Raw genomic sequence first — 17,891 nt, 5'->3', positions numbered from 1 at the left:
AAAAAATATAGTTTAAATACAACAAAAAGCACAATAAACCGATATTCTACTCCATAAAGTACAAATTTTATTATATTTGCATTATTGCATATTTATACAAAACATCATCAAATTACAATGTCCCTAGTGCATGATTTAGGTCTTGGAATCAATCAAAAAGCCTTAAAAATAAATCTTGATTCGAAAATTTATGGCACATTTGCCGAGATTGGAGCAGGACAAGATGTAGCCGCTGCTTTTTTCAAAGCAGGAGGTGCTTCGGGCACGGTGGCTAAATCCATGTCAGCTTACGACATGAAATTCTCAGATGCTATATACGGACCAGTGGCCGATGGCCGATATGTATGCGAAGAACGTGTAATTAGCATGCTGGATCATGAGTATAACCTTTTAATAGAAAGACTTGACGAGCAAAGAGGTGAAAGTACGCAGTTTTTTTCGTTTGCAAATACAGTGGTTACGCTCAATTATCACAAAAATAATCAACCGCATGGTTGGATGGGTTGTAGATTCCAGCTCACGCCCAATGGCGAGTTTCATGATGTCGTTTTGCACATTAGAATGCTGGACAACGACACCTTACTTCAGCAACAAGCATTGGGAATAATAGGTGTTAATCTGATTTATGGCTGCTTTTATTATCATCAGAAGCCAGAAATCTTACTAGAATCACTAAGAGACAACCTTACTAAGGGAAGGATACAGATAGATGCTATAAAGTTTGAAGGTCCAGCTTTTGAAAAAGTTGATGGTAGACTTATGAGTTTGCGATTAGTAAAAAATGGTTTTTGTGACTTGGCCCTATTTGGCCCAGATGGCAAAATCTTGCAACCTTCTGATGTTTTATACAAAAAGCACATATTGGTACTTAGAGGTCGTTTTAGGCCTGTGATTAATGTGCATTTGGACATGCTCGAAAACGGCGTGAAGCAATTTGTACAAGAACCGGACGTGGATGAAAGTAAGATGATTGTGGTATCAGAACTTACCCTTCATGCTTTGCAAGAAGGCCTTGACGATAGCATAGACGAGAAAGATTTCTTAGATAGAGTAGACATCTTGTGTTCTTTGGGACAGACAGTTATGATAACCAACTATGTGGAATACTATAAATTGGTGTCTTATTTATCTAAAATTACTAAGCTCAAAATCGGTTTAATTATTGGTTTCCCTAATTTAGAGTATATCTTCGATGAGGAAAATTATAAAGAATTACCTGGTGAAATATTAGAGTCTTTTGCAACGTTGTTTAGTAGAAAACTAAAATTATTCGTCTATCCTACTTTGAGAAATAATATCATCATGAACTGTATGAAGTTCAATCCACCGGCTCACTTAAATGACTTGTACAGGTTTCTAATAGCTAACAACAAAATCGAGGACATTTATCATTACAACAAATCTAATTTGAACATTCAAACAGATAACATGCTAGAATTGATTCAAAGAGGTGAAGAAGGATGGGAAGAACACGTACCTGCAGAGGTAGTTACTTTTATTAAAGATAGGTGCCTATTCGGTTTTCCTTGTGTAGTGATTCCAAAAAAGTAAACAACAATGCCAAAATATTTCTTTATACTTATTTTAATAAGCAAATTCGTTGTGGCTCAGCCAGCCAAAATTATATTGCCCAATCAAAAAAACTGGAATGTAACCAGAGAAGGCTCCGAACTGAATTTTAAACTAAGTATCAGTCCTGATTCTGTAGAAAAGACCTATCAGTTCAGTATTCAACAGGGAAAAATAGCGGGCATGAATTTAGATTCCTTGGGTAATTTTTCATGGAATCCTGCTTACCACTTGGTAGATAGAATTGAGTCTGAGCGAATATTTCAAATCGTGGTAGTTGCAATTAACAAAGAGGGTCTTCAAATGACCACCATCCTCGATTTAAAAGTACTCCACACCAATAGACCACCTGTGTTAAGTGATTTGGCTACTTTCTATGTACAATTCAATAGCCCAAATACCTATAAAATAAATACAGAAAAGGCTTATGATGAAGACAATGACCCAGTAGCGTTTGTGCCAATTCTGGAAACACTTCCTGAAGGTATGGCTATGTCAACGCAAGGAGAAATCACATGGAGGCCTTCCAATAACCAATTTAATTCACTCAAGGATAAGCCATTATACGTTGATTTTTACATCCAAGATCAGCCATCGAAAACACAAACAAAAGGTAAAATAAAAATTGAAGCCACTCAAATGGACTTACCTCCTCAGATAACGGTAATTCCTAAAAACGAGAATTTACTCATCAAAGAGAATGAAAATGTGAATCTTAGATTTTATCTATCCGACCCAAACGGCGATGATGATATCCAAGTTTTTGATTTCTTAACTAATCAAACGGGAATTCCGAAAACAAGCCTAATAAAAAACACGAACAATCAATATGAATTTGTTTGGATTCCAGGCTATGAGTTTGTTCAAGATCCAAAAGATACTTTAGGTTTTTATATAGATTTTTTCGTTTTGGACAAAACTAAAAAACGAGAGGTAAAGAGAATATTCTTCACCATAAAAAATACAATAAACGAAGCCGAATTGGACAAGAAAAACTATGGCTTATATTACGGGACTCTGTCTAGAGCTTGGGAATTGATAGAACAGTTAAAGGAAAAAGAAGAAGAATTAAAAAAGGCTTATAACCGTTCTAAGAAAGGCAAAAAGCAAAGATCTGTTTTAAATGCTTCCTTGGGAGCTACCACAGGGCTTTCTTCTATTTTATCTAAGAAAAACCCAGATACGCAAAGACTAATTTCGACTTTTGGTGGGACAACCGTGCTTACGATTGGCACTTTAGAGGCTACTGAAGTAATCGGCAAATCGATGAAAGACTTGATAGACCGACTTAATTATGTGATTGAAAAGAAAAACGAACTTCAAACCAAAGGGGATATTTTCTCGCGTGATTTTTCACTCAAATCTTCAAGAAGAAATCCAGATTTTATCAAAAAAGTGGATGATTTCATGGGAACTATGAATCTAAAAGGTCTGGTAGCATTGGAACTAAATGCCACTTGGGAAGCCAAGAACAAACCTACAGAAAAGAACGTTGAAAAAACTTTTAAAGATTTTGTAAGTTGGTAAGTTTCAAATAAAAAAATCTTCTTGCAGAGAAAAATAGACCATAAAATTCTGATTAAAAGCAATATCTGTGAGGTTTTTTTTCCCTGAAAAAAAATACCTATATAAGAAAACAACCACTTAAAAATATCTTCAAAATTTTAGCTAAAACTTCTTGGTTGGTACTTTATAAATACATATCTTCATTTCAAAGATTGAGAGTTCAATCAAAAACAAAACTATTTGTTTCACCTAAATAGAAATGTGAGTATGAAAATCGAAGTAAATGCAGTGCACTTTAGTGCCGACAATGGCCTTAAGGAGTTTATCCAAAAAAAACTTAACAAACTCGAAACATTTTATGACAAAATAATAAGTGGTGAGGTCTTCCTCAGATTGGATAAGGGAGAAAAACTAAACACCCACAAAAAACTTATAGAAATAAAATTGAATGTACCTGGAAGTTCGATATTCGTAAAAGAGTCGGGAGATACTTTTGAGGCCGCCACAGACTTAGCAATGGACACGCTAACTAGAAAAGTAAAACAATTTAAAGAGAAAACTAAAACGATAGGAAGGGATATGCCAGAGACGCTTGTCCCTGAGGAAATAGAAGAAGACTAACAAAACAAAAGCCCTGAAATTCAGGGCTTTTTTGTTTTAAACATATACTCCTTTAAATAATTTGGCTCAAATAATGTCAAGTCTTCAAAATCGCCAGATACGTATTTTTCATAACATATCTTCCCAGAAAAAATGGCTGATGGCAAAATGATTTCTCTCAAGAATTGAGCATTTTGATGCTTTATTACTTCTTCGCATTTGGTACTTCCTTCACCAAAAAACAGAACCTTCTTGTTATCTAAAATATCCTGAAAACTATTTGCATCAACAATAATAGCCTCTACCTCTGAGGTTCTTTTTCTCGAATCAGCATCAAATAACGCACAGTAGACTTCCATCCTTCTTGCATCAATTAATGGACACAATAAATCCCCACCAAACCCAAAAACTTGATGAGCCAATAAATCTAAAGTACCAAAAGACAAAAGAGGCTTATCTAAGGCAAAAGCCAAACCCTTGGCCGTAGAAACAGCAATTCTAAGTCCAGTATATGAACCCGGCCCTTTTGCTACAGCTATCGCATTTAATTCCTTTTTATCAACTTTAGCCGTCTTTAAAACATTATCAATGAGCGTAGTTAGCATTTCTGCCGAAGACCTCTCAATTCTAGACTCAGCAGAGGAAACAAGATTAAATCCATCAAACAAAGCCACCGAACATCCGGTTGTAGAAGCGTCTATTGAAAGTATCATTTACCGGCTAATAAAGATTTGTATTTTTGGGGATTACCGAAAAGCTTTAGAGCCTCCTGAATATCTTTGTCTTTTTCAAACGCCACGAACTTCATGGCTTTTTGGTAATAATACCTGCTCAAAATTTCTAATTCCAAAGCTTCTTTTATCTGCTCCCAGTTTTTCTTTACCATACCTTGTGTATTCAAATCCGCCACCTTCTTCAAGTCGTCCAAATTCGCTTTCATTTTTGAATAATCTCCACTTTCCTTTGAAGATTTAATCAGGGCATCTATACCTTTTTGATCTGCAGTCTCATAAACAAACTTTTGGTTTTTAAGCCAAGACTCAAATTCACCCATTGTTTTATTCTCTAAACTGAAGTTTTCTTTGGGTTTTTCGTTTTGGTTGTCAAAATAAAATTTGTTTGCAAAGTAGAAAATCATCTTATTTTTAACCAAAGTCTTGACATAATCTGACTGGTCTGCCGACTTGGTAGTAATATCAGGATCTATTCCTGCTCCATCTAATACCATACGTCCATTTTTAGTTTTAAAAGGTACTCGCAAAGAATCTGGCAACTTCCCAAATGAACCATCGGCTTGTCTATGACCGTAATCGATTGCCTGAATACACCTACCAGAAGGAATGTAATATTTAGATGTAGTAACTTTCATTTTGGTGTTGTAGCTCAAATCTTTGGTGATTTGGACCAAACCTTTTCCAAACGAACGCTGGCCAATGAGTACGGCTCTGTCATAATCTTGCAAGGTTCCCCCTACAATTTCGGAGGCCGAAGCACTACGCCCATTGATCAAAACCACTATCGGCATATCAGTATCTAATGGTTGTTCTTTAGTTTGATACTTGTAGTTCCATTCCTTTACTTTTCCTTTGGTCTCGACCACCAAAAGGTTCTTTGGAAGGTAAAAATTACAAATCTCCACTGCCATATTCAATAATCCGCCTGGATTTCCCCTAAGGTCAAGTACCAAGTTTTTCATGCCTTTGTCTTTGAGCTCCAAAGTGGCAGTTTTAATTTCTTTGGCTGCTGTTCTACTAAAATCGGTGAGTTGGATATACCCTACTTCGTCATTGATCATGCCATAATGTGGCACATTAGGTGTTTTTATTACATCTCTGCCCACGCTTATTTGCAAAGGCTTGCTCTGCCCTACTCTTTCCAAAGACAATTTTACAGAAGTACCTGTTTGGCCTTTCAGCAATCTTCCAAATTCAGCATCAGTTTTGTCAGTAACGTCAACATTGTTTATTTTAAGTACTTGATCCCCAATCTTTATTCCTGCCTTGTCTGCAGGTGAATCTTCATACAACATGGATACTACGTGTTTTCCCTCAAAGTATTCTATGGTAGCTCCTATGCCATTATAAGCCCCAACATTCATCGTGAAATAATCCTCTATTTCGTCTTCAGGATAAAACACCGTATAAGGGTCGAGCTCTTTCAACATGGCTTGAATACCCACCCTCATCGCCTTGGTTGGATTTATTTCGTCTACATAGAGAGCATTCAGCTCTTTGTACATAGTAGCAAAAACATCCAAATTTTTGGCTATCTCAAAAAGCCTGTCGTCAACTTTATAAGCTGAAAACCCGATGGTGACCATCAGTAAAAATCCCAAGAGGAAAAGTCTAAGTTTTTTATTAGTTTTCAGAAAAAAATTCTTCATTATTTTTTATTCAGTAATGTTATAAAACGCAAAAAATAAGGATATCGTTTATAGTTTAATAAAAAGCCAAAATCTTTACATTTGCACCAAAGTAAACATCAGCAATGACAATACCAAAATTATCATTTGTCCAAAACATTTTATTGTGCCTCAGTTTATCGGTCTGTGCAGTGACCATCATTCACTTTTCGAAAAGCATCTATATTTCACTCTTATTCATAGTCCTTTTTTCTTTGGTGTATGGCTTGTTGGAGCCTAAGAAAGGCTGGATTCTTGCATTTATTCAAATCGCCATAATTATTACAGGCTATTGGGTATTGCAATTAGCAGGTTATCAGGCTTTGAAGCCCGATGAAGCCGTTTTTGTGTCTCACGTAAGCTTTTTCCCCTCCTTGGCTGCAAGTTTTCTAACGAGTTTCCTTTTCAAGCCGAGCTAAGACATTCTTCATAGCTTTTTCTAGCACAAAAAACTCCAAAATATCATTGGCAACATAAATGAATGCGAGTGAAATTGACCCAGAAAAGTCTAATTTATTTAACCTATAGGCTTCTTTGGTTCGTCTTTTAATGGTATTTCTGTCGGTAGCGTTTTTAAATTTCCGCTTTGAAACCGATATCAGCACTTGAGGGAGTTGTTCTAGGGTTTCACCTTCTGCTTTGGCATATACCACCTTGTATGGATAAATCAAAAAAGAATGATTGACAGGAGATGTACGGTCAAACAGTGCCGAAATCACCTTTTTACTTTTTATTCGCTCCTTTTTACCAAAACTATGCTTTTTGTTCACTGAGGTATATATGAAAAAAGCCGCAATAAGCGGCTAATATCTTAATAAAATGTAAAACCTCAAATCTTATTTGTGAGATTTTTCATCCGAAACCGATAGTTTAGCTCTACCTCTAGCACGACGAGCTGTAATTACTCTTCTTCCGCCTGGAGTAGACATACGCTCACGAAATCCGTGTTTGTTGGTACGCTTTCTATTTGATGGTTGGAATGTACGTTTCATATCCTTTTTCTATTAATTTTGTTCCTCGATTCTGAATTGGACTGCAAAGGTATCAAATATTTTGTAATAAAAAAACTCAAGTTCTAATGATTCAATACTTTTTTTCATTTCTTCCCGAAAACAACCTTGTAAAAATCAGGATTTTGATACCGAAAGTAATTGAAAAAAGCTTGGAGTTTCATTTGCCCATGTGGAGACCGGGAAGATATCAATTGCAAAATTTCGCAAAAAACGTCTTAAATTTCAGTGCAAACACACAAAATGGCGAAAAACTCCATTGGCAAAAAACAAAAAAAAACGTTTGGAATGTTCACGAAACTCAAAACAAGGACATCGAAATTAGCTACCAATATTATGCAAAAGACCTCAATGCCGGCTCAAGCTTCGTAAACAAGCACATTGTTTATGTTAATCCAGTAAATTTGTGCATGTACTTACCCAAACGAATCAATGAGCGTTTTGAGGTGACCATAGAAAGGCAACATACTGATGATCAGTTTTCTTGTGGAATTCAGCCGTTGATAGAAAAAGGACATAATTTAAGACTATTTCCAAAGGATTTTCATCACTTCTTTGATTCTCCATTCATTCTTTCAAAAGATATTTTTCATGAGACCTTTTCAGTTGGCGATGTGGTCTTTCATATCTGGATTGAAGGCATTTTCCAGATTGACCAACAAAAGTTGATTGATGATTTATCAAAAATAGCGGAGACACAAATTCAAATTTTCGGTGAGTTTCCTGAGGAAGATTATCATTTTATGTTGATTGTGCCTGAAAACACCTATTACCATGGCGTAGAGCACAGAAATTCAACCATGATGGTTTTGGGTGAAAATGGAGTTTTGCCAAAAAGCTATTATAACGACCTGCTGGGCTTGGCATCTCATGAACTCTTTCATGCTTGGAATATCGCCAAGATTCGCCCCAAAGAACTTCTTCCGTACAATTATAACCAAGAAAACTATTTTGAAACTTGTTTTGTGGCCGAGGGATTTACAACTTATTATGGCGACAAAATACTATTTGAAAGTGGAGTTATAAGCTATGCCGAATATCTTCATGAACTCGAAACTACTTTCAGGAGGCACTTTGAAGAAGCCGATAATGCATCGCAATCACTACTAGAAAGCAGTTTTGACCTTTGGGTGGATGGTTACGAAAAAGGCACTCCCAACAAAAAAGTGAGCGTTTACAGCAAAGGAGCAATTGTAGCACTGATTTTGGATCTAAAAATAAGGCAAAAACATAAAGAGAAAAAGTCACTAGATGACGTAATGAGAAAAATCTGGAAAAAATTCGGAGACCAAAAAAGAGGCTACAAATATCAGGATATTCAGAATATATGCGAAAAAGTATTTGGAGAATCGCTTCAGGAGTACTTCAACCTATGCATAGAAAGTAACCTTTCCATATTTGACTTCACCAACCAGCATTTGATTTATTTGGGTCTAAAAATAGTCAGAGAAGAAAACACCTGCAGAATTTCTCCTTTGTAAGAGAATTGATATGTACAAATTAAACCAAAAAACTACCAATTTAAGGCCTTAGACAAAATGTTTTAGTTTAATTTGTTTCAAACACTTGCATATTAATAGATTATTTTTTAGTATCTTTGCAGCCGTATTTGTTTCAAATACTATATTTTAGATACATTATTGGTTTTTTATGAGTAAACTGCGTATTTTATACATCTCCTCCGAAATTGACCCTTTTTTAGAAATTTCAGAAATTGCTTCTTTGTTAAGGAAACTCCCACAGGAAATGCAGGAAAGAGGCATGGAGATAAGAATATTGATACCGCGATTTGGACTTATCAACGAAAGGAAGCACAGATTACATGAGGTCGTTAGACTATCAGGAATCAATATTAGCATTGGTGAAGAAGAAAAACCTTTGATTATCAAAGTTGCTTCTATTCCATCTGCTAAACTTCAGGTGTATTTCTTAGACAACGAAGATTATTTCCAAAGAAAAACTGTTTTTACTGACAAAACTGGAAATTTCTATGATGACAATGACGAGCGTGCAATTTTCTTCTGTAAGGGTGCGTTAGAAACTGTGAAGAAACTTGGATGGGCTCCTGACGTAGTACATTGCACAGACTGGATGACCGCGTTGATTCCGTTGTACTTAAAAACTACTTATAAAAACGACCCTATTTTTAAGAATACCAAAACCATTTTTACAGTTTATAACAACGTTTTCGAGCACAAATTCACAGACGATATGTTTCCAAAAGTAAAGATGATGGATATAAGCGACGAAAACTTGGCCAATCTAAGGTCACAAGATTTCCTCGGGTTCATAAAAATTGGATGTCAATATGCCGATGTAGTTGTTACGGCAAACCCATCTTTGAATGATTCAATAAAAAATGCGTTGAATGAAACGGCAGACAGACAAATTGATTCTTTTATTGATGATGAAAACTCCGCTGAAACATTCTTTAACCTTTACACGGAGCTGGCAGATTGATTATTTTATGAAAAAAATTCTTATTGACTTACAGAAAGTAAGCTTATTGCTTATCACTGTCCTATTTTTCTCTTGTGAAAACCCCTCAGAAATTGGTTTTGATTTTGATGGAAATGCAGATGCCATATCTGCTTACAGCGACACCTTAAGTTTAGATATTTCTACGATTTTAGCTGACTCCACAGTCAACGGAAAGTCCAATTATATTCTTGCTGGAATGGTTAACGACCCAGTGTTTGGCCTAATAAAAGCATCTGCATATTTTCAGCCATCATTGGTTACTTACGCCACTAGCTCCGGAACAACTGCCTTAGATACATTTAGTGTTAAAGCCAATCCTATTGCTGATTCATTGAGACTTAGGATCGTAAACTCAGGATTGATTTATGGCGACACAATTACAAGAAGTTTTTACAACATTTATAGGCTAAAAAGCCCTATGGATTATTCCAAAAACTATAATGGAGACGAAAGCATAGATTATGAAGGAGCATCTTTGGCAAGATTTGGAATTAATTCAAAATCATTCGTAAGTGATTCTAATACGAGCATTGCGGTGTTTATAGATTTGCCTAAAAGTATTGCTCAGGAAATATTAAATGCCGCTCCTACAACAGGATCAGATAATTCTAAATTCTCTTCAGCCATAAAAGGTTTTGCAATAGTACCTGAAGGCACCAACAAGGCCGTTTATTCTTTCATAACTGGCCCTTTGAGTGCAGCCACTAGTACTTTAATTGCCAACTGGCACTATCAAGGAGATACTACTAAATATAATTATGCCTTTGACCTGAACGGCCCGAGACATTCATATTTAAGTTTCGACAGATCAACTAGTGTGTTGTCGCAACTTTCGAAAGCCAAAAATGAATTGAGTGCAAAACTTACCAATAATACATCTTTCGTCCAGGGTGGCAGTGGAATTAGCACCAAAATCAATTTTAACAACTTAAAGAACTTAGGATCAAATATCAGAGTAAGTAAAGCAATTCTTGAATTTAGTTTAAAAGCCGAGTCTGTTAATCGATTGCATCCCAAGCTATTCAATTTTGTTCTGGCTGAAGTGGGCTCGAGAAATCAACAAACGCGTAATAGTTCAAACGCTTTGACCTACCTAACTCCAATTGGTAACGACTTGTCAGGTGTTGTGTATTCTTTGGTTGATTCCACCAACACTGTGAACTTGGATATTACGAATTACCTCCAAAAAATCACCAATAAAACAGTTAACTCAAATGGATTGATGATAATGCCTGCAGTAGTTACCACATCTGGTAACGGTCTATTGGCCAATGACAATCTCCGTCGAGCGGTGTTTACCAAACCAAAATTAAAAATATATTATACAAAATATTAAGAGCTCTTGTAGCTCTTTTTTTTTGCAAAAAATATGAATATTTTCATTGTTGATTTTACTTCTATTTATATTTTCTAATAATTCAATTTTCAGAAAAGCTAGATTCTAATTGTTAAATACGCTTCATTCCTGGGTCTTGGAAACTTTTTCTTCTCCTGCTACAACACGCCGAATTTCAATGAATTATAAAAAAAACCATATAATTACCCGTTAAGTAAGTAATTCCTCAATTTTAAATTTATTTAAAAAATCATTAGGCTTTTTCTTGAAAAATAATTAATATTTTTGCATTTAGGACGTAAAAACAATTGTAATATTTCAAGAATAATATATGTGTGGAATAGTAGCTTACATAGGACCAAGAGACGCAGCTTCTTTGATTTTAAAAGGACTAAAAAGATTAGAATACAGAGGTTATGACAGTTCGGGTATAGCCATCATCAATGAAAATGGCTTAGGGGTTTTTAAGAAAAAAGGAAAGGTTGTTGACCTTGAAAGCATACTGAATAAAGATTTAATATCTGCCCACGTGGGCATTGGACATACAAGGTGGGCTACACATGGAGAACCTAATGACGTAAATGCTCACCCACACAAATCCAACTCAGGTAGATTTGCCATCATCCACAATGGAATAATCGAAAATTATTCTTCCATAAAACAGATACTGACCAATAAGGGATACATATTCCATAGCCAAACCGACACAGAAGTTTTGGTAAATTTCATCGAAGAAATCCAAAAAACCAAGAAATGCGATTTACCAGAGGCTGTTAGAATTGCACTCAAAGAAGTTGTTGGAGCCTATGCCATTGTTGTTTTGGATGCTGAAAATCCTGACGAACTTGTAGCGGCTAGAAAAGGCAGTCCTTTAGTAATCGGAATAGGTAGAGATGAGTATTTCTTTGCCTCTGATGCTACACCAATTATAGAGTACACCAAAGAAGTTGTTTATCTTGACGATTTGGAAATTGCGGTTGTCAATAAAGATGGCTTAACTATCAAAAATCTTCAAAATGAAGAGCAAGATCCTTATGTTCAAACCGTTGAGCTAGAGCTAGAAGCCATTGAGAAAGGCGGTTATGACCACTTCATGCTTAAAGAAATTTTCGAACAGCCTAAATCCATCGCCGATTGTCTAAGAGGACGAGTAAATCCTGACGAAGCAATCATTCAACTAGGTGGTTTGAGAAATCACATTTCGAAATTAGCCAAAGCTAAACGTATCGTATTTGTGGCTTGCGGCACTTCTTGGCATGCGGGTTTGGTAGGAGAATATCTTTTTGAAGAGCTAGCTAGAATCAATGTGGAAGTTGAATATGCTTCAGAATTCAGATACAGAAATCCAATCATCAAGGAAGGCGACTTTGTAATTGCAATTTCTCAGTCTGGCGAAACAGCAGATACCTTAGCAGCTCTGGAATTAGCAAAATCTAAAGGTGCTATTATTTTAGGTGTTTGTAATGTAGTTGGGTCATCCATTTCAAGAATTACAGAAGCTGGAGTTTATACGCATGCTGGACCAGAAATAGGCGTGGCCAGTACAAAAGCATTTACAGCTCAAGTAACAGTGCTCACCATGATAGCCATTGCCACTGCTCAAGCCAAAGGGACCATTAATGACGAAACTTACAGAAGATTGTTGATAGAATTGTCGGCGATACCTTCGAAGGTGGAAGAGATTTTGAAAAGTGCGGAAGAGATAAAAGACATTTCCAAACTCTTCACTTTTGCTTCTAATTTTATTTTCCTTGGAAGAGGCTTGAATTTCCCAGTAGCACTAGAGGGAGCTTTGAAACTTAAAGAAATATCTTACATACATGCCGAGGGATACCCTGCAGCGGAAATGAAACACGGTCCGATTGCTTTGATAGATGAAGATATGCCTGTAGTATTTATAGCCACCAAGGATAGTTCTTATGAAAAAGTTGTATCCAACATTCAAGAAGTAAAAGCTAGAAAAGGTAGAGTAATTGCCATTGTATCAGAAGGTGACATAGAAGTCAAAAAGATGGTTGACTTTGCCATTGAAGTTCCCAATACAGATGAGATATTACAACCCTTGCTTACGGTAATTCCTCTTCAAATACTTTCTTACTACATTGCGGTGATGAGAGGTCGGAATGTGGATCAGCCAAGAAATCTGGCGAAATCAGTTACGGTAGAATAATACTCAAAAAGCTTTTTCAAAAGTCATAAACAGAAAATCGAACGGGTCCAGATAGGTCTCGTTCTTTTTTAATGTATAATGCAGGTGTGGCCCAGTAACTTTTCCTGTTGAGCCTACTTTACCAATGTTTTGCCCTTTGATTACCACTTGACCTTTTTTGACCGAAATCTTACTCAAGTGTCCATAAATAGATTCAAAACCATATTTGTGCTTGATTTTAATAAAATTTCCTAGGTCCTCTCTAAAGCCTGCGTCTATCACTTTACCGTTTCCACTTGCAATTACTTGCTCTCCACTAACACCTTGCAAGTCTATACCTCGGTGAAATTTCAAAACATGATGAACTGGATGTTTCCTGGTGCCATAAAACGAGTTTACCGAAATTTCTCTTGCCAATGGATTACCACCAGGTATGTTGTTAGCAAAGAAAAAATTGAATGGATCATTGTGAACATAGTTAACAATTTCGTTGAGGTCTATAATTGGACTGAGCTCAATCTCCCAATAATCTTCTAAAACCAAGGCACTGTCAGATTTTGCACTCAACTGAGCCTTAGCTAATTGAGAAAAAACCATTAAAAAAAACAAATATCTAAAAGTCATATTTTATTAAAAACAAACAAAATTACATTTTAAATGCTTAATTGCCACCAATTTTAACATCCTTAACACAAATGAAGGTATTTGACACCATTAATGAGACGGAAAATCATTTGAAAAGTTTCCAAAATAAATCCATCGGGTTTGTACCAACTATGGGTGCACTACACGAGGGACATATTGCTTTGATAAAAAAATCCGTCGCTAAAAACGACCTTACGGTTTGTAGTATTTTTGTAAATCCAACCCAATTTAACAACCCCGAAGATCTAAAAAAGTATCCTAGAACGCTAGATGAGGACTGCAAAATGCTAGAAGAAGCAGGCTGTGATGTAGTTTTTGCCCCAACCGCTGAAGAAATGTACCCCAATCTTCCTCAAATTAAACTCAACTTTGGCTACTTGGAGGAAATAATGGAAGGCAAATTCAGGCCTGGTCATTTTAATGGTGTAGGTATAGTGGTGGCCAAATTATTCAATATTGTAAAGCCAAACAAAACTTATTTTGGACAAAAAGACATTCAACAAGTGGCTGTTATTAACAGACTTGTCAAAGATTTAAGCTTTGATTTAGAGATGATTGTGTGCGATACCATCAGAGAAAACGATGGCTTGGCAATGTCTTCTAGAAACAGGCGGCTATCAAAAGGGGCACGAGATTTAGCACCTAAAATATACGAATCTTTAAAACTCGGAGAGAAACTTTTGCTGGCTGGAGAATCAACCGAAAGTGTGAAAAGTAAAGTTTCTGAATTCTATCTAAATTATCCAGAATTCGAACTTGAATACTACGAAATTACAGATTTTGAAAGTCTAGAAAGCATATCTGAACATAATCCAAAACGTAGAACTGCTATCATAATAGCTGCCCATTTGGGTGGTGTAAGGCTAATTGACAATCATGTTTTTTGAACCATTTTTATGGTTATTTGTTGATTTAATAAAGATATTTTAGATAATGAAATGGAATAATTTAACAGACATTCAACAACTCGAAACTATAAAAGAAGAGTCTGTGGCTCAGCCAGTAGCCATATTTAAGCACAGTACTCGTTGTTCAATTAGTGCTACTGCTTTAGATAGGTTTGAAAGAAATTGGGCGAAAAACCAAGACATCAAAGACCTAAAATTATATTATTTAGACTTGATATCTCACCGGGATATTTCTAACAAAATAGCCTCAGAGTTTGAAGTGGAACATGAATCTCCGCAAATACTCTTACTAAAAAATGGAGAAGTTATTTATAACGAATCGCATTTTGGTATCGACTTCAATGAGATATTATCAAAAGTTCAGTAAGCTATAACCAGCCAATATTCTGCTATTTTTTGAACAAAGACCTTGTGCTCGGCTTCATAGTCGGGCATTTTTATTCTTCCTATTAAGCCATCAGGTTTTTCCACTAAAGTCAAATTTTCTTTAAAATCTACCTTGCGTTTACCATAGAGTTTATACAAAGCTTCTTTGGCGGACCAAAGTATGGTGGCTTTATCAATATCCTCCGCCACCCAGTCCAATTCATCTTTTGAACATAATCTGGAGATGACTTTAAAAATTTGATGGCGAGGCTTTTCAATATCAATACCTACCGCTCCAGCTTTGGATAGCACCACTCCGATATAATCCAAAGTATGCGTTACTGAAATTTCGTAGTTTGAATTTCTCAAAAAAGGCTTTCCATGTTCATCTTTTTCTATACCATCGAAAGGAATCTTTTCTAATAAACACATCTGAGCAATGGCGTTTTTCCCTGCCAAGTATTCCTTTTTCTTAGTTTCATGACTGATACTTTCTAAAATCTCCTTGTCATTTTTATCAGGGTTTACAAGTTCTAACAATTCATCCAAGGTTTCGGTGAGATTCCAAACCATAAAGTGAATTTCCTCAGTTAATATTTTGTTGAAAAATAATGGCATCAAATATTTTTGGTGGAAAATTGCAATAAATATCACGAATTAGAAAGTTCTACCAAGAAAAAATGAATTTTAACATAGAAAAAATAGAAACCTTTACAGGTCATAAAGATTGTGTTTATACACTCTGTGAAGGCAATTCTTTGAATAGCTTTTTTTCGGCTGGTGGCGATGGAATGGTGGTGGAATGGGCAAAAGCAGACCTTGGAAAGCCAATAGCTAAAGTCGAAAACTCCATTTACGCCATGTTTAATTTACCAGATGAAAACAGACTTTGGATTGCGAACAATACCCAAGGCTTACATTTGATAGACACAAAGGAGAAAAAAGAGCTGCTTAATTTGCCTCTAGGAAAAGTTTCTATGTTTGATATTAAAAAAAATAACCATTTGTTAATAATCGCAGACAATATTGGCTTTTTACATATTCTAGACACAGAAAACAATAAATTCGTAAAGCACTTTGAAGGTTCTCAAAAAAGTGCACGTTCCATTGCTGTCAATTCAAAAAGAAACGAAATGGCTGTCGGCTTTTCAGACTGGAAAATAAGAATTTATGACCTAGAAAATTATAAGTTAAAATACACACTTGATGCACATCAAAACTCCGTTTTTAGTTTACAATACTTCAACGACGAAGAAATGCTTGTTTCAGGTGGCCGAGATGCACATTTGATGATTTGGGACTGTCAAAATGGTTATCAAAACGCTGAAATTATTCCAGCTCATTTGTTTGCAATTAATCACATTATCTACATAGAAGAACACAAAATACTGGCCACCAGCAGTATGGATAAATCTATCAAAATATGGGATTCAGAAAATCTAAAACTGAAAAAAGTAATAGACAAATCAAAAAATGCATCCCATGGCACCTCGGTAAATAAATTACTTTGGTTAGAAAAAGATCAAGTATTACTTTCTGCGAGCGACGACCGAACCATTTCAATGTGGAATTTATTTTAACTTACATTGTTTTTTTTGTTATTTTGTGGAAAATTAGAAAGCAAAATTTTTCAGAAAGGCCAACAGGAAAAAAAACAAAGCTATTGGAAAATAAATCTGAGTACATTTTGTTCTCTTAATAAGGGTCTCAGATTGTTTTTCCTAAATACAATACAAAAATGAAAATCACGTCATTAGAAATTAAGCAACACGAGTTCGAGAAATCTTTTAGAGGTTACGATATTGAAGAAGTAAACCATTTTTTATCGAACATCGCCCAAGAATGGGAACGCATGTTGAGCGAATCAAAGATGCTTAAAATGCAATTGGATATTTCTGAGAAAGAAGCTTCGAAACTGCGTGAAGTGGAGATGACACTGATAAAGACCCTCAGAACTGCTGAAGACACCAGCACAAGACTCACTGAAAATGCAGCCAACGAAGCTAACAAAAAAATAGCCGAAGCTGAACAAAGAGCTTCTCAAATCATAGCCGAAGCCGAAAATACAGCCAAACAGTTGGTAGCCGACGCTGATCAAAAAGTAAAAGATGTAAACACGGCAGCAAAAACTGAATTTGCTGACCTAGAATCAAACTTCCAAAGCCTTGAGGTTCAGAAAGTCCAACTTCTTGGACAATTAAAATCAATTGCTTCTAAAATTGACAGTATCGTAAATGGCCACAATGGTTCTTTTCAAGAAACACCTGTTTCGGTTGTTCCCAAAGAAATACCAGTGCTAGTAAAAGAGCCAAGTATAGAAATGGAAATTGAAGGTATTGAAGAAGAAACTATTGAAGAGGTAGCTGCTTCTGTTACAGAAATGGAAGAAGTAGAATCTCATGGAATCAGTTTCTCATCTGCAGTAAACGAAATAAACCTAGAGAGTAGTCAAGATGACAAAACAAACCTAGAAATTATTGAAGGCATTGGGCCAAAAATAAAAGAAGTACTCAACAACGCAAGAATAGTTACTTTTAGAGACTTAGCCACCACACCTATTTACAGAATAAAAGATATTTTAGATTCAGCAGGATCACAGTTTGCATCGCATGACCCAAGCACATGGGTGGAGCAAGCCTTGCTTGCTGAAAACGGCCAATGGGAACAATTGGAAGACCTCAAAGATTACCTTGTGGCGGGGAGGGTACCCAAGGAAGACATCATTGAAGATAAACCAAAGACTGAACCGAGTCCTGAATCTGGAAGTACCGAAGAAATGCTCGATAAAGTTAACAAAGTAAAAGCTGCTATCAGAAAAGCAATGGTAGAAAAAACTGAACCCAAAGAGCCGAAATCGGTTAACGATTTTATTGCAGAAAAAAAACAGAGTGGTTCGTTTTTCGACAATTTAAACTAAGCC

Annotated in this window: 18 protein-coding genes; 12 read left to right on the top strand and 6 right to left on the bottom strand. The window is 35.9% G+C overall.

What is annotated here, in order from left to right; translation table 11 throughout:
• Nucleotides 1-117: 117 nt before the first annotated feature.
• From EGI24_RS07965 to hpf, 3 genes are all read left to right on the top strand, one after another.
• Nucleotides 118-1,551 (top strand): TonB-dependent receptor, encoded by a 1,434-nt coding sequence (locus tag EGI24_RS07965; protein WP_255047836.1) that lies wholly within the window; start codon nucleotides 118-120, stop codon nucleotides 1,549-1,551.
• A 6-nt stretch (nucleotides 1,552-1,557) separates the two neighbouring features.
• The gene (locus tag EGI24_RS07960) at nucleotides 1,558-3,096 is read left to right on the top strand and encodes a hypothetical protein (protein ID WP_255047835.1); all 1,539 of its coding nucleotides are present in this window, start codon (nucleotides 1,558-1,560) and stop codon (nucleotides 3,094-3,096) included.
• Nucleotides 3,097-3,342: 246 nt separating this feature from the next.
• On the top strand, nucleotides 3,343-3,696 hold the full coding sequence (gene hpf, locus EGI24_RS07955) for a ribosome hibernation-promoting factor, HPF/YfiA family (protein WP_255047834.1): 354 nt from the start codon (nucleotides 3,343-3,345) through the stop codon (nucleotides 3,694-3,696).
• A gap of 20 nt (nucleotides 3,697-3,716) precedes the next feature.
• Here hpf and tsaB read toward each other — a convergent pair whose 3' ends face one another.
• Together tsaB and EGI24_RS07945 are read right to left on the bottom strand one after the other, a co-directional pair.
• Complete coding sequence (gene tsaB / locus EGI24_RS07950) at nucleotides 3,717-4,388, bottom strand: tRNA (adenosine(37)-N6)-threonylcarbamoyltransferase complex dimerization subunit type 1 TsaB (RefSeq protein ID WP_255047833.1); 672 nt, start codon at nucleotides 4,386-4,388, stop codon at nucleotides 3,717-3,719.
• Nucleotides 4,385-6,058, bottom strand: coding sequence for a S41 family peptidase (locus EGI24_RS07945; RefSeq protein WP_255047832.1), 1,674 nt, complete (start codon nucleotides 6,056-6,058; stop codon nucleotides 4,385-4,387). Before EGI24_RS07945 ends, tsaB begins: the two co-directional genes overlap by 4 nt.
• A gap of 143 nt (nucleotides 6,059-6,201) precedes the next feature.
• Between EGI24_RS07945 and EGI24_RS07940 the strand changes: the two genes are divergently transcribed.
• Complete coding sequence (locus EGI24_RS07940; protein ID WP_255047831.1) at nucleotides 6,202-6,495, top strand: hypothetical protein; 294 nt, start codon at nucleotides 6,202-6,204, stop codon at nucleotides 6,493-6,495.
• On the opposite strand, the gene rnpA is transcribed toward EGI24_RS07940, so the two are convergent.
• Together rnpA and rpmH are read right to left on the bottom strand one after the other, a co-directional pair.
• Nucleotides 6,466-6,846, bottom strand: coding sequence for a ribonuclease P protein component (gene rnpA / locus EGI24_RS07935; protein WP_255047830.1), 381 nt, complete (start codon nucleotides 6,844-6,846; stop codon nucleotides 6,466-6,468). The genes EGI24_RS07940 and rnpA overlap by 30 nt on opposite strands.
• A gap of 66 nt (nucleotides 6,847-6,912) precedes the next feature.
• Entirely contained in the window at nucleotides 6,913-7,068 is a 156-nt protein-coding gene (gene rpmH / locus EGI24_RS07930) for a 50S ribosomal protein L34 (RefSeq protein ID WP_255038398.1), read from the bottom strand.
• An 86-nt stretch (nucleotides 7,069-7,154) separates the two neighbouring features.
• On the opposite strand from rpmH, the gene EGI24_RS07925 reads away from it, so the two are divergent.
• From EGI24_RS07925 to glmS, 4 genes are all read left to right on the top strand, one after another.
• Nucleotides 7,155-8,567, top strand: coding sequence for a M61 family metallopeptidase (locus tag EGI24_RS07925; protein ID WP_255047829.1), 1,413 nt, complete (start codon nucleotides 7,155-7,157; stop codon nucleotides 8,565-8,567).
• A gap of 169 nt (nucleotides 8,568-8,736) precedes the next feature.
• Entirely contained in the window at nucleotides 8,737-9,546 is an 810-nt protein-coding gene (locus EGI24_RS07920; protein ID WP_255047828.1) for a glycogen/starch synthase, read from the top strand.
• 7 nt (nucleotides 9,547-9,553) lie between these two features.
• Nucleotides 9,554-10,903 carry a DUF4270 family protein gene (locus EGI24_RS07915; protein ID WP_255047827.1) on the top strand — a complete coding sequence of 450 codons (1,350 nt, stop codon included), beginning with the start codon at nucleotides 9,554-9,556 and terminating at the stop codon, nucleotides 10,901-10,903.
• A 331-nt stretch (nucleotides 10,904-11,234) separates the two neighbouring features.
• Complete coding sequence (glmS, locus tag EGI24_RS07910) at nucleotides 11,235-13,073, top strand: glutamine--fructose-6-phosphate transaminase (isomerizing) (RefSeq protein ID WP_255047826.1); 1,839 nt, start codon at nucleotides 11,235-11,237, stop codon at nucleotides 13,071-13,073.
• A gap of 3 nt (nucleotides 13,074-13,076) precedes the next feature.
• Here glmS and EGI24_RS07905 read toward each other — a convergent pair whose 3' ends face one another.
• Nucleotides 13,077-13,676: a M23 family metallopeptidase gene (locus tag EGI24_RS07905; protein WP_255047825.1), complete on the bottom strand. Its 600-nt coding sequence runs from the start codon at nucleotides 13,674-13,676 to the stop codon at nucleotides 13,077-13,079.
• 71 nt (nucleotides 13,677-13,747) lie between these two features.
• Between EGI24_RS07905 and panC the strand changes: the two genes are divergently transcribed.
• Both panC and ytxJ read left to right on the top strand, forming a co-directional pair.
• On the top strand, nucleotides 13,748-14,584 hold the full coding sequence (gene panC, locus EGI24_RS07900; protein ID WP_255047824.1) for a pantoate--beta-alanine ligase: 837 nt from the start codon (nucleotides 13,748-13,750) through the stop codon (nucleotides 14,582-14,584).
• 46 nt (nucleotides 14,585-14,630) lie between these two features.
• On the top strand, nucleotides 14,631-14,972 hold the full coding sequence (gene ytxJ / locus EGI24_RS07895; RefSeq protein WP_255047823.1) for a bacillithiol system redox-active protein YtxJ: 342 nt from the start codon (nucleotides 14,631-14,633) through the stop codon (nucleotides 14,970-14,972).
• On the opposite strand, the gene EGI24_RS07890 is transcribed toward ytxJ, so the two are convergent.
• Nucleotides 14,966-15,589: a 4'-phosphopantetheinyl transferase superfamily protein gene (locus EGI24_RS07890; protein ID WP_255047822.1), complete on the bottom strand. Its 624-nt coding sequence runs from the start codon at nucleotides 15,587-15,589 to the stop codon at nucleotides 14,966-14,968. The two genes, ytxJ and EGI24_RS07890, sit on opposite strands and share 7 nt — an antisense overlap.
• A 62-nt stretch (nucleotides 15,590-15,651) precedes the next feature.
• Here EGI24_RS07890 and EGI24_RS07885 point away from each other — a divergent pair, with 62 nt between their 5' ends.
• Both EGI24_RS07885 and EGI24_RS07880 read left to right on the top strand, forming a co-directional pair.
• The gene (locus EGI24_RS07885; RefSeq protein WP_255047821.1) at nucleotides 15,652-16,551 is read left to right on the top strand and encodes a WD40 repeat domain-containing protein; all 900 of its coding nucleotides are present in this window, start codon (nucleotides 15,652-15,654) and stop codon (nucleotides 16,549-16,551) included.
• A gap of 158 nt (nucleotides 16,552-16,709) precedes the next feature.
• The gene (locus EGI24_RS07880) at nucleotides 16,710-17,888 is read left to right on the top strand and encodes a DivIVA domain-containing protein (RefSeq protein ID WP_255047820.1); all 1,179 of its coding nucleotides are present in this window, start codon (nucleotides 16,710-16,712) and stop codon (nucleotides 17,886-17,888) included.
• Nucleotides 17,889-17,891: the final 3 nt, after the last annotated feature.

The organism is Lacihabitans sp. CS3-21 (genome assembly GCF_024343675.1).
In the GTDB taxonomy this organism is placed as follows: Bacteria; Bacteroidota; Bacteroidia; order Cytophagales; family Spirosomataceae; genus Leadbetterella.
Note: the sequence above shows the minus strand (reverse complement) of the source record. Positions and strands in the feature narration are given on the sequence as shown.

Excerpts from the sequence above, each read along its gene's own strand:
- EGI24_RS07965 (WP_255047836.1), top strand. The coding sequence starts at position 118 with ATGTCCCTAGTGCATGATTTAGGTCTTGGAATCAATCAAAAAGCCTTA.
- EGI24_RS07960 (WP_255047835.1), top strand. The coding sequence starts at position 1,558 with ATGCCAAAATATTTCTTTATACTTATTTTAATAAGCAAATTCGTTGTG.
- hpf (WP_255047834.1), top strand. The coding sequence starts at position 3,343 with ATGAAAATCGAAGTAAATGCAGTGCACTTTAGTGCCGACAATGGCCTT.
- tsaB (WP_255047833.1), bottom strand. The coding sequence starts at position 4,388 with ATGATACTTTCAATAGACGCTTCTACAACCGGATGTTCGGTGGCTTTG.
- EGI24_RS07945 (WP_255047832.1), bottom strand. The coding sequence starts at position 6,058 with ATGAAGAATTTTTTTCTGAAAACTAATAAAAAACTTAGACTTTTCCTC.
- rpmH (WP_255038398.1), bottom strand. The coding sequence starts at position 7,068 with ATGAAACGTACATTCCAACCATCAAATAGAAAGCGTACCAACAAACAC.
- EGI24_RS07925 (WP_255047829.1), top strand. The coding sequence starts at position 7,155 with ATGATTCAATACTTTTTTTCATTTCTTCCCGAAAACAACCTTGTAAAA.
- EGI24_RS07920 (WP_255047828.1), top strand. The coding sequence starts at position 8,737 with ATGAGTAAACTGCGTATTTTATACATCTCCTCCGAAATTGACCCTTTT.
- EGI24_RS07915 (WP_255047827.1), top strand. The coding sequence starts at position 9,554 with ATGAAAAAAATTCTTATTGACTTACAGAAAGTAAGCTTATTGCTTATC.
- glmS (WP_255047826.1), top strand. The coding sequence starts at position 11,235 with ATGTGTGGAATAGTAGCTTACATAGGACCAAGAGACGCAGCTTCTTTG.
- EGI24_RS07905 (WP_255047825.1), bottom strand. The coding sequence starts at position 13,676 with ATGACTTTTAGATATTTGTTTTTTTTAATGGTTTTTTCTCAATTAGCT.
- panC (WP_255047824.1), top strand. The coding sequence starts at position 13,748 with ATGAAGGTATTTGACACCATTAATGAGACGGAAAATCATTTGAAAAGT.
- ytxJ (WP_255047823.1), top strand. The coding sequence starts at position 14,631 with ATGAAATGGAATAATTTAACAGACATTCAACAACTCGAAACTATAAAA.
- EGI24_RS07890 (WP_255047822.1), bottom strand. The coding sequence starts at position 15,589 with ATGCCATTATTTTTCAACAAAATATTAACTGAGGAAATTCACTTTATG.
- EGI24_RS07885 (WP_255047821.1), top strand. The coding sequence starts at position 15,652 with ATGAATTTTAACATAGAAAAAATAGAAACCTTTACAGGTCATAAAGAT.
- EGI24_RS07880 (WP_255047820.1), top strand. The coding sequence starts at position 16,710 with ATGAAAATCACGTCATTAGAAATTAAGCAACACGAGTTCGAGAAATCT.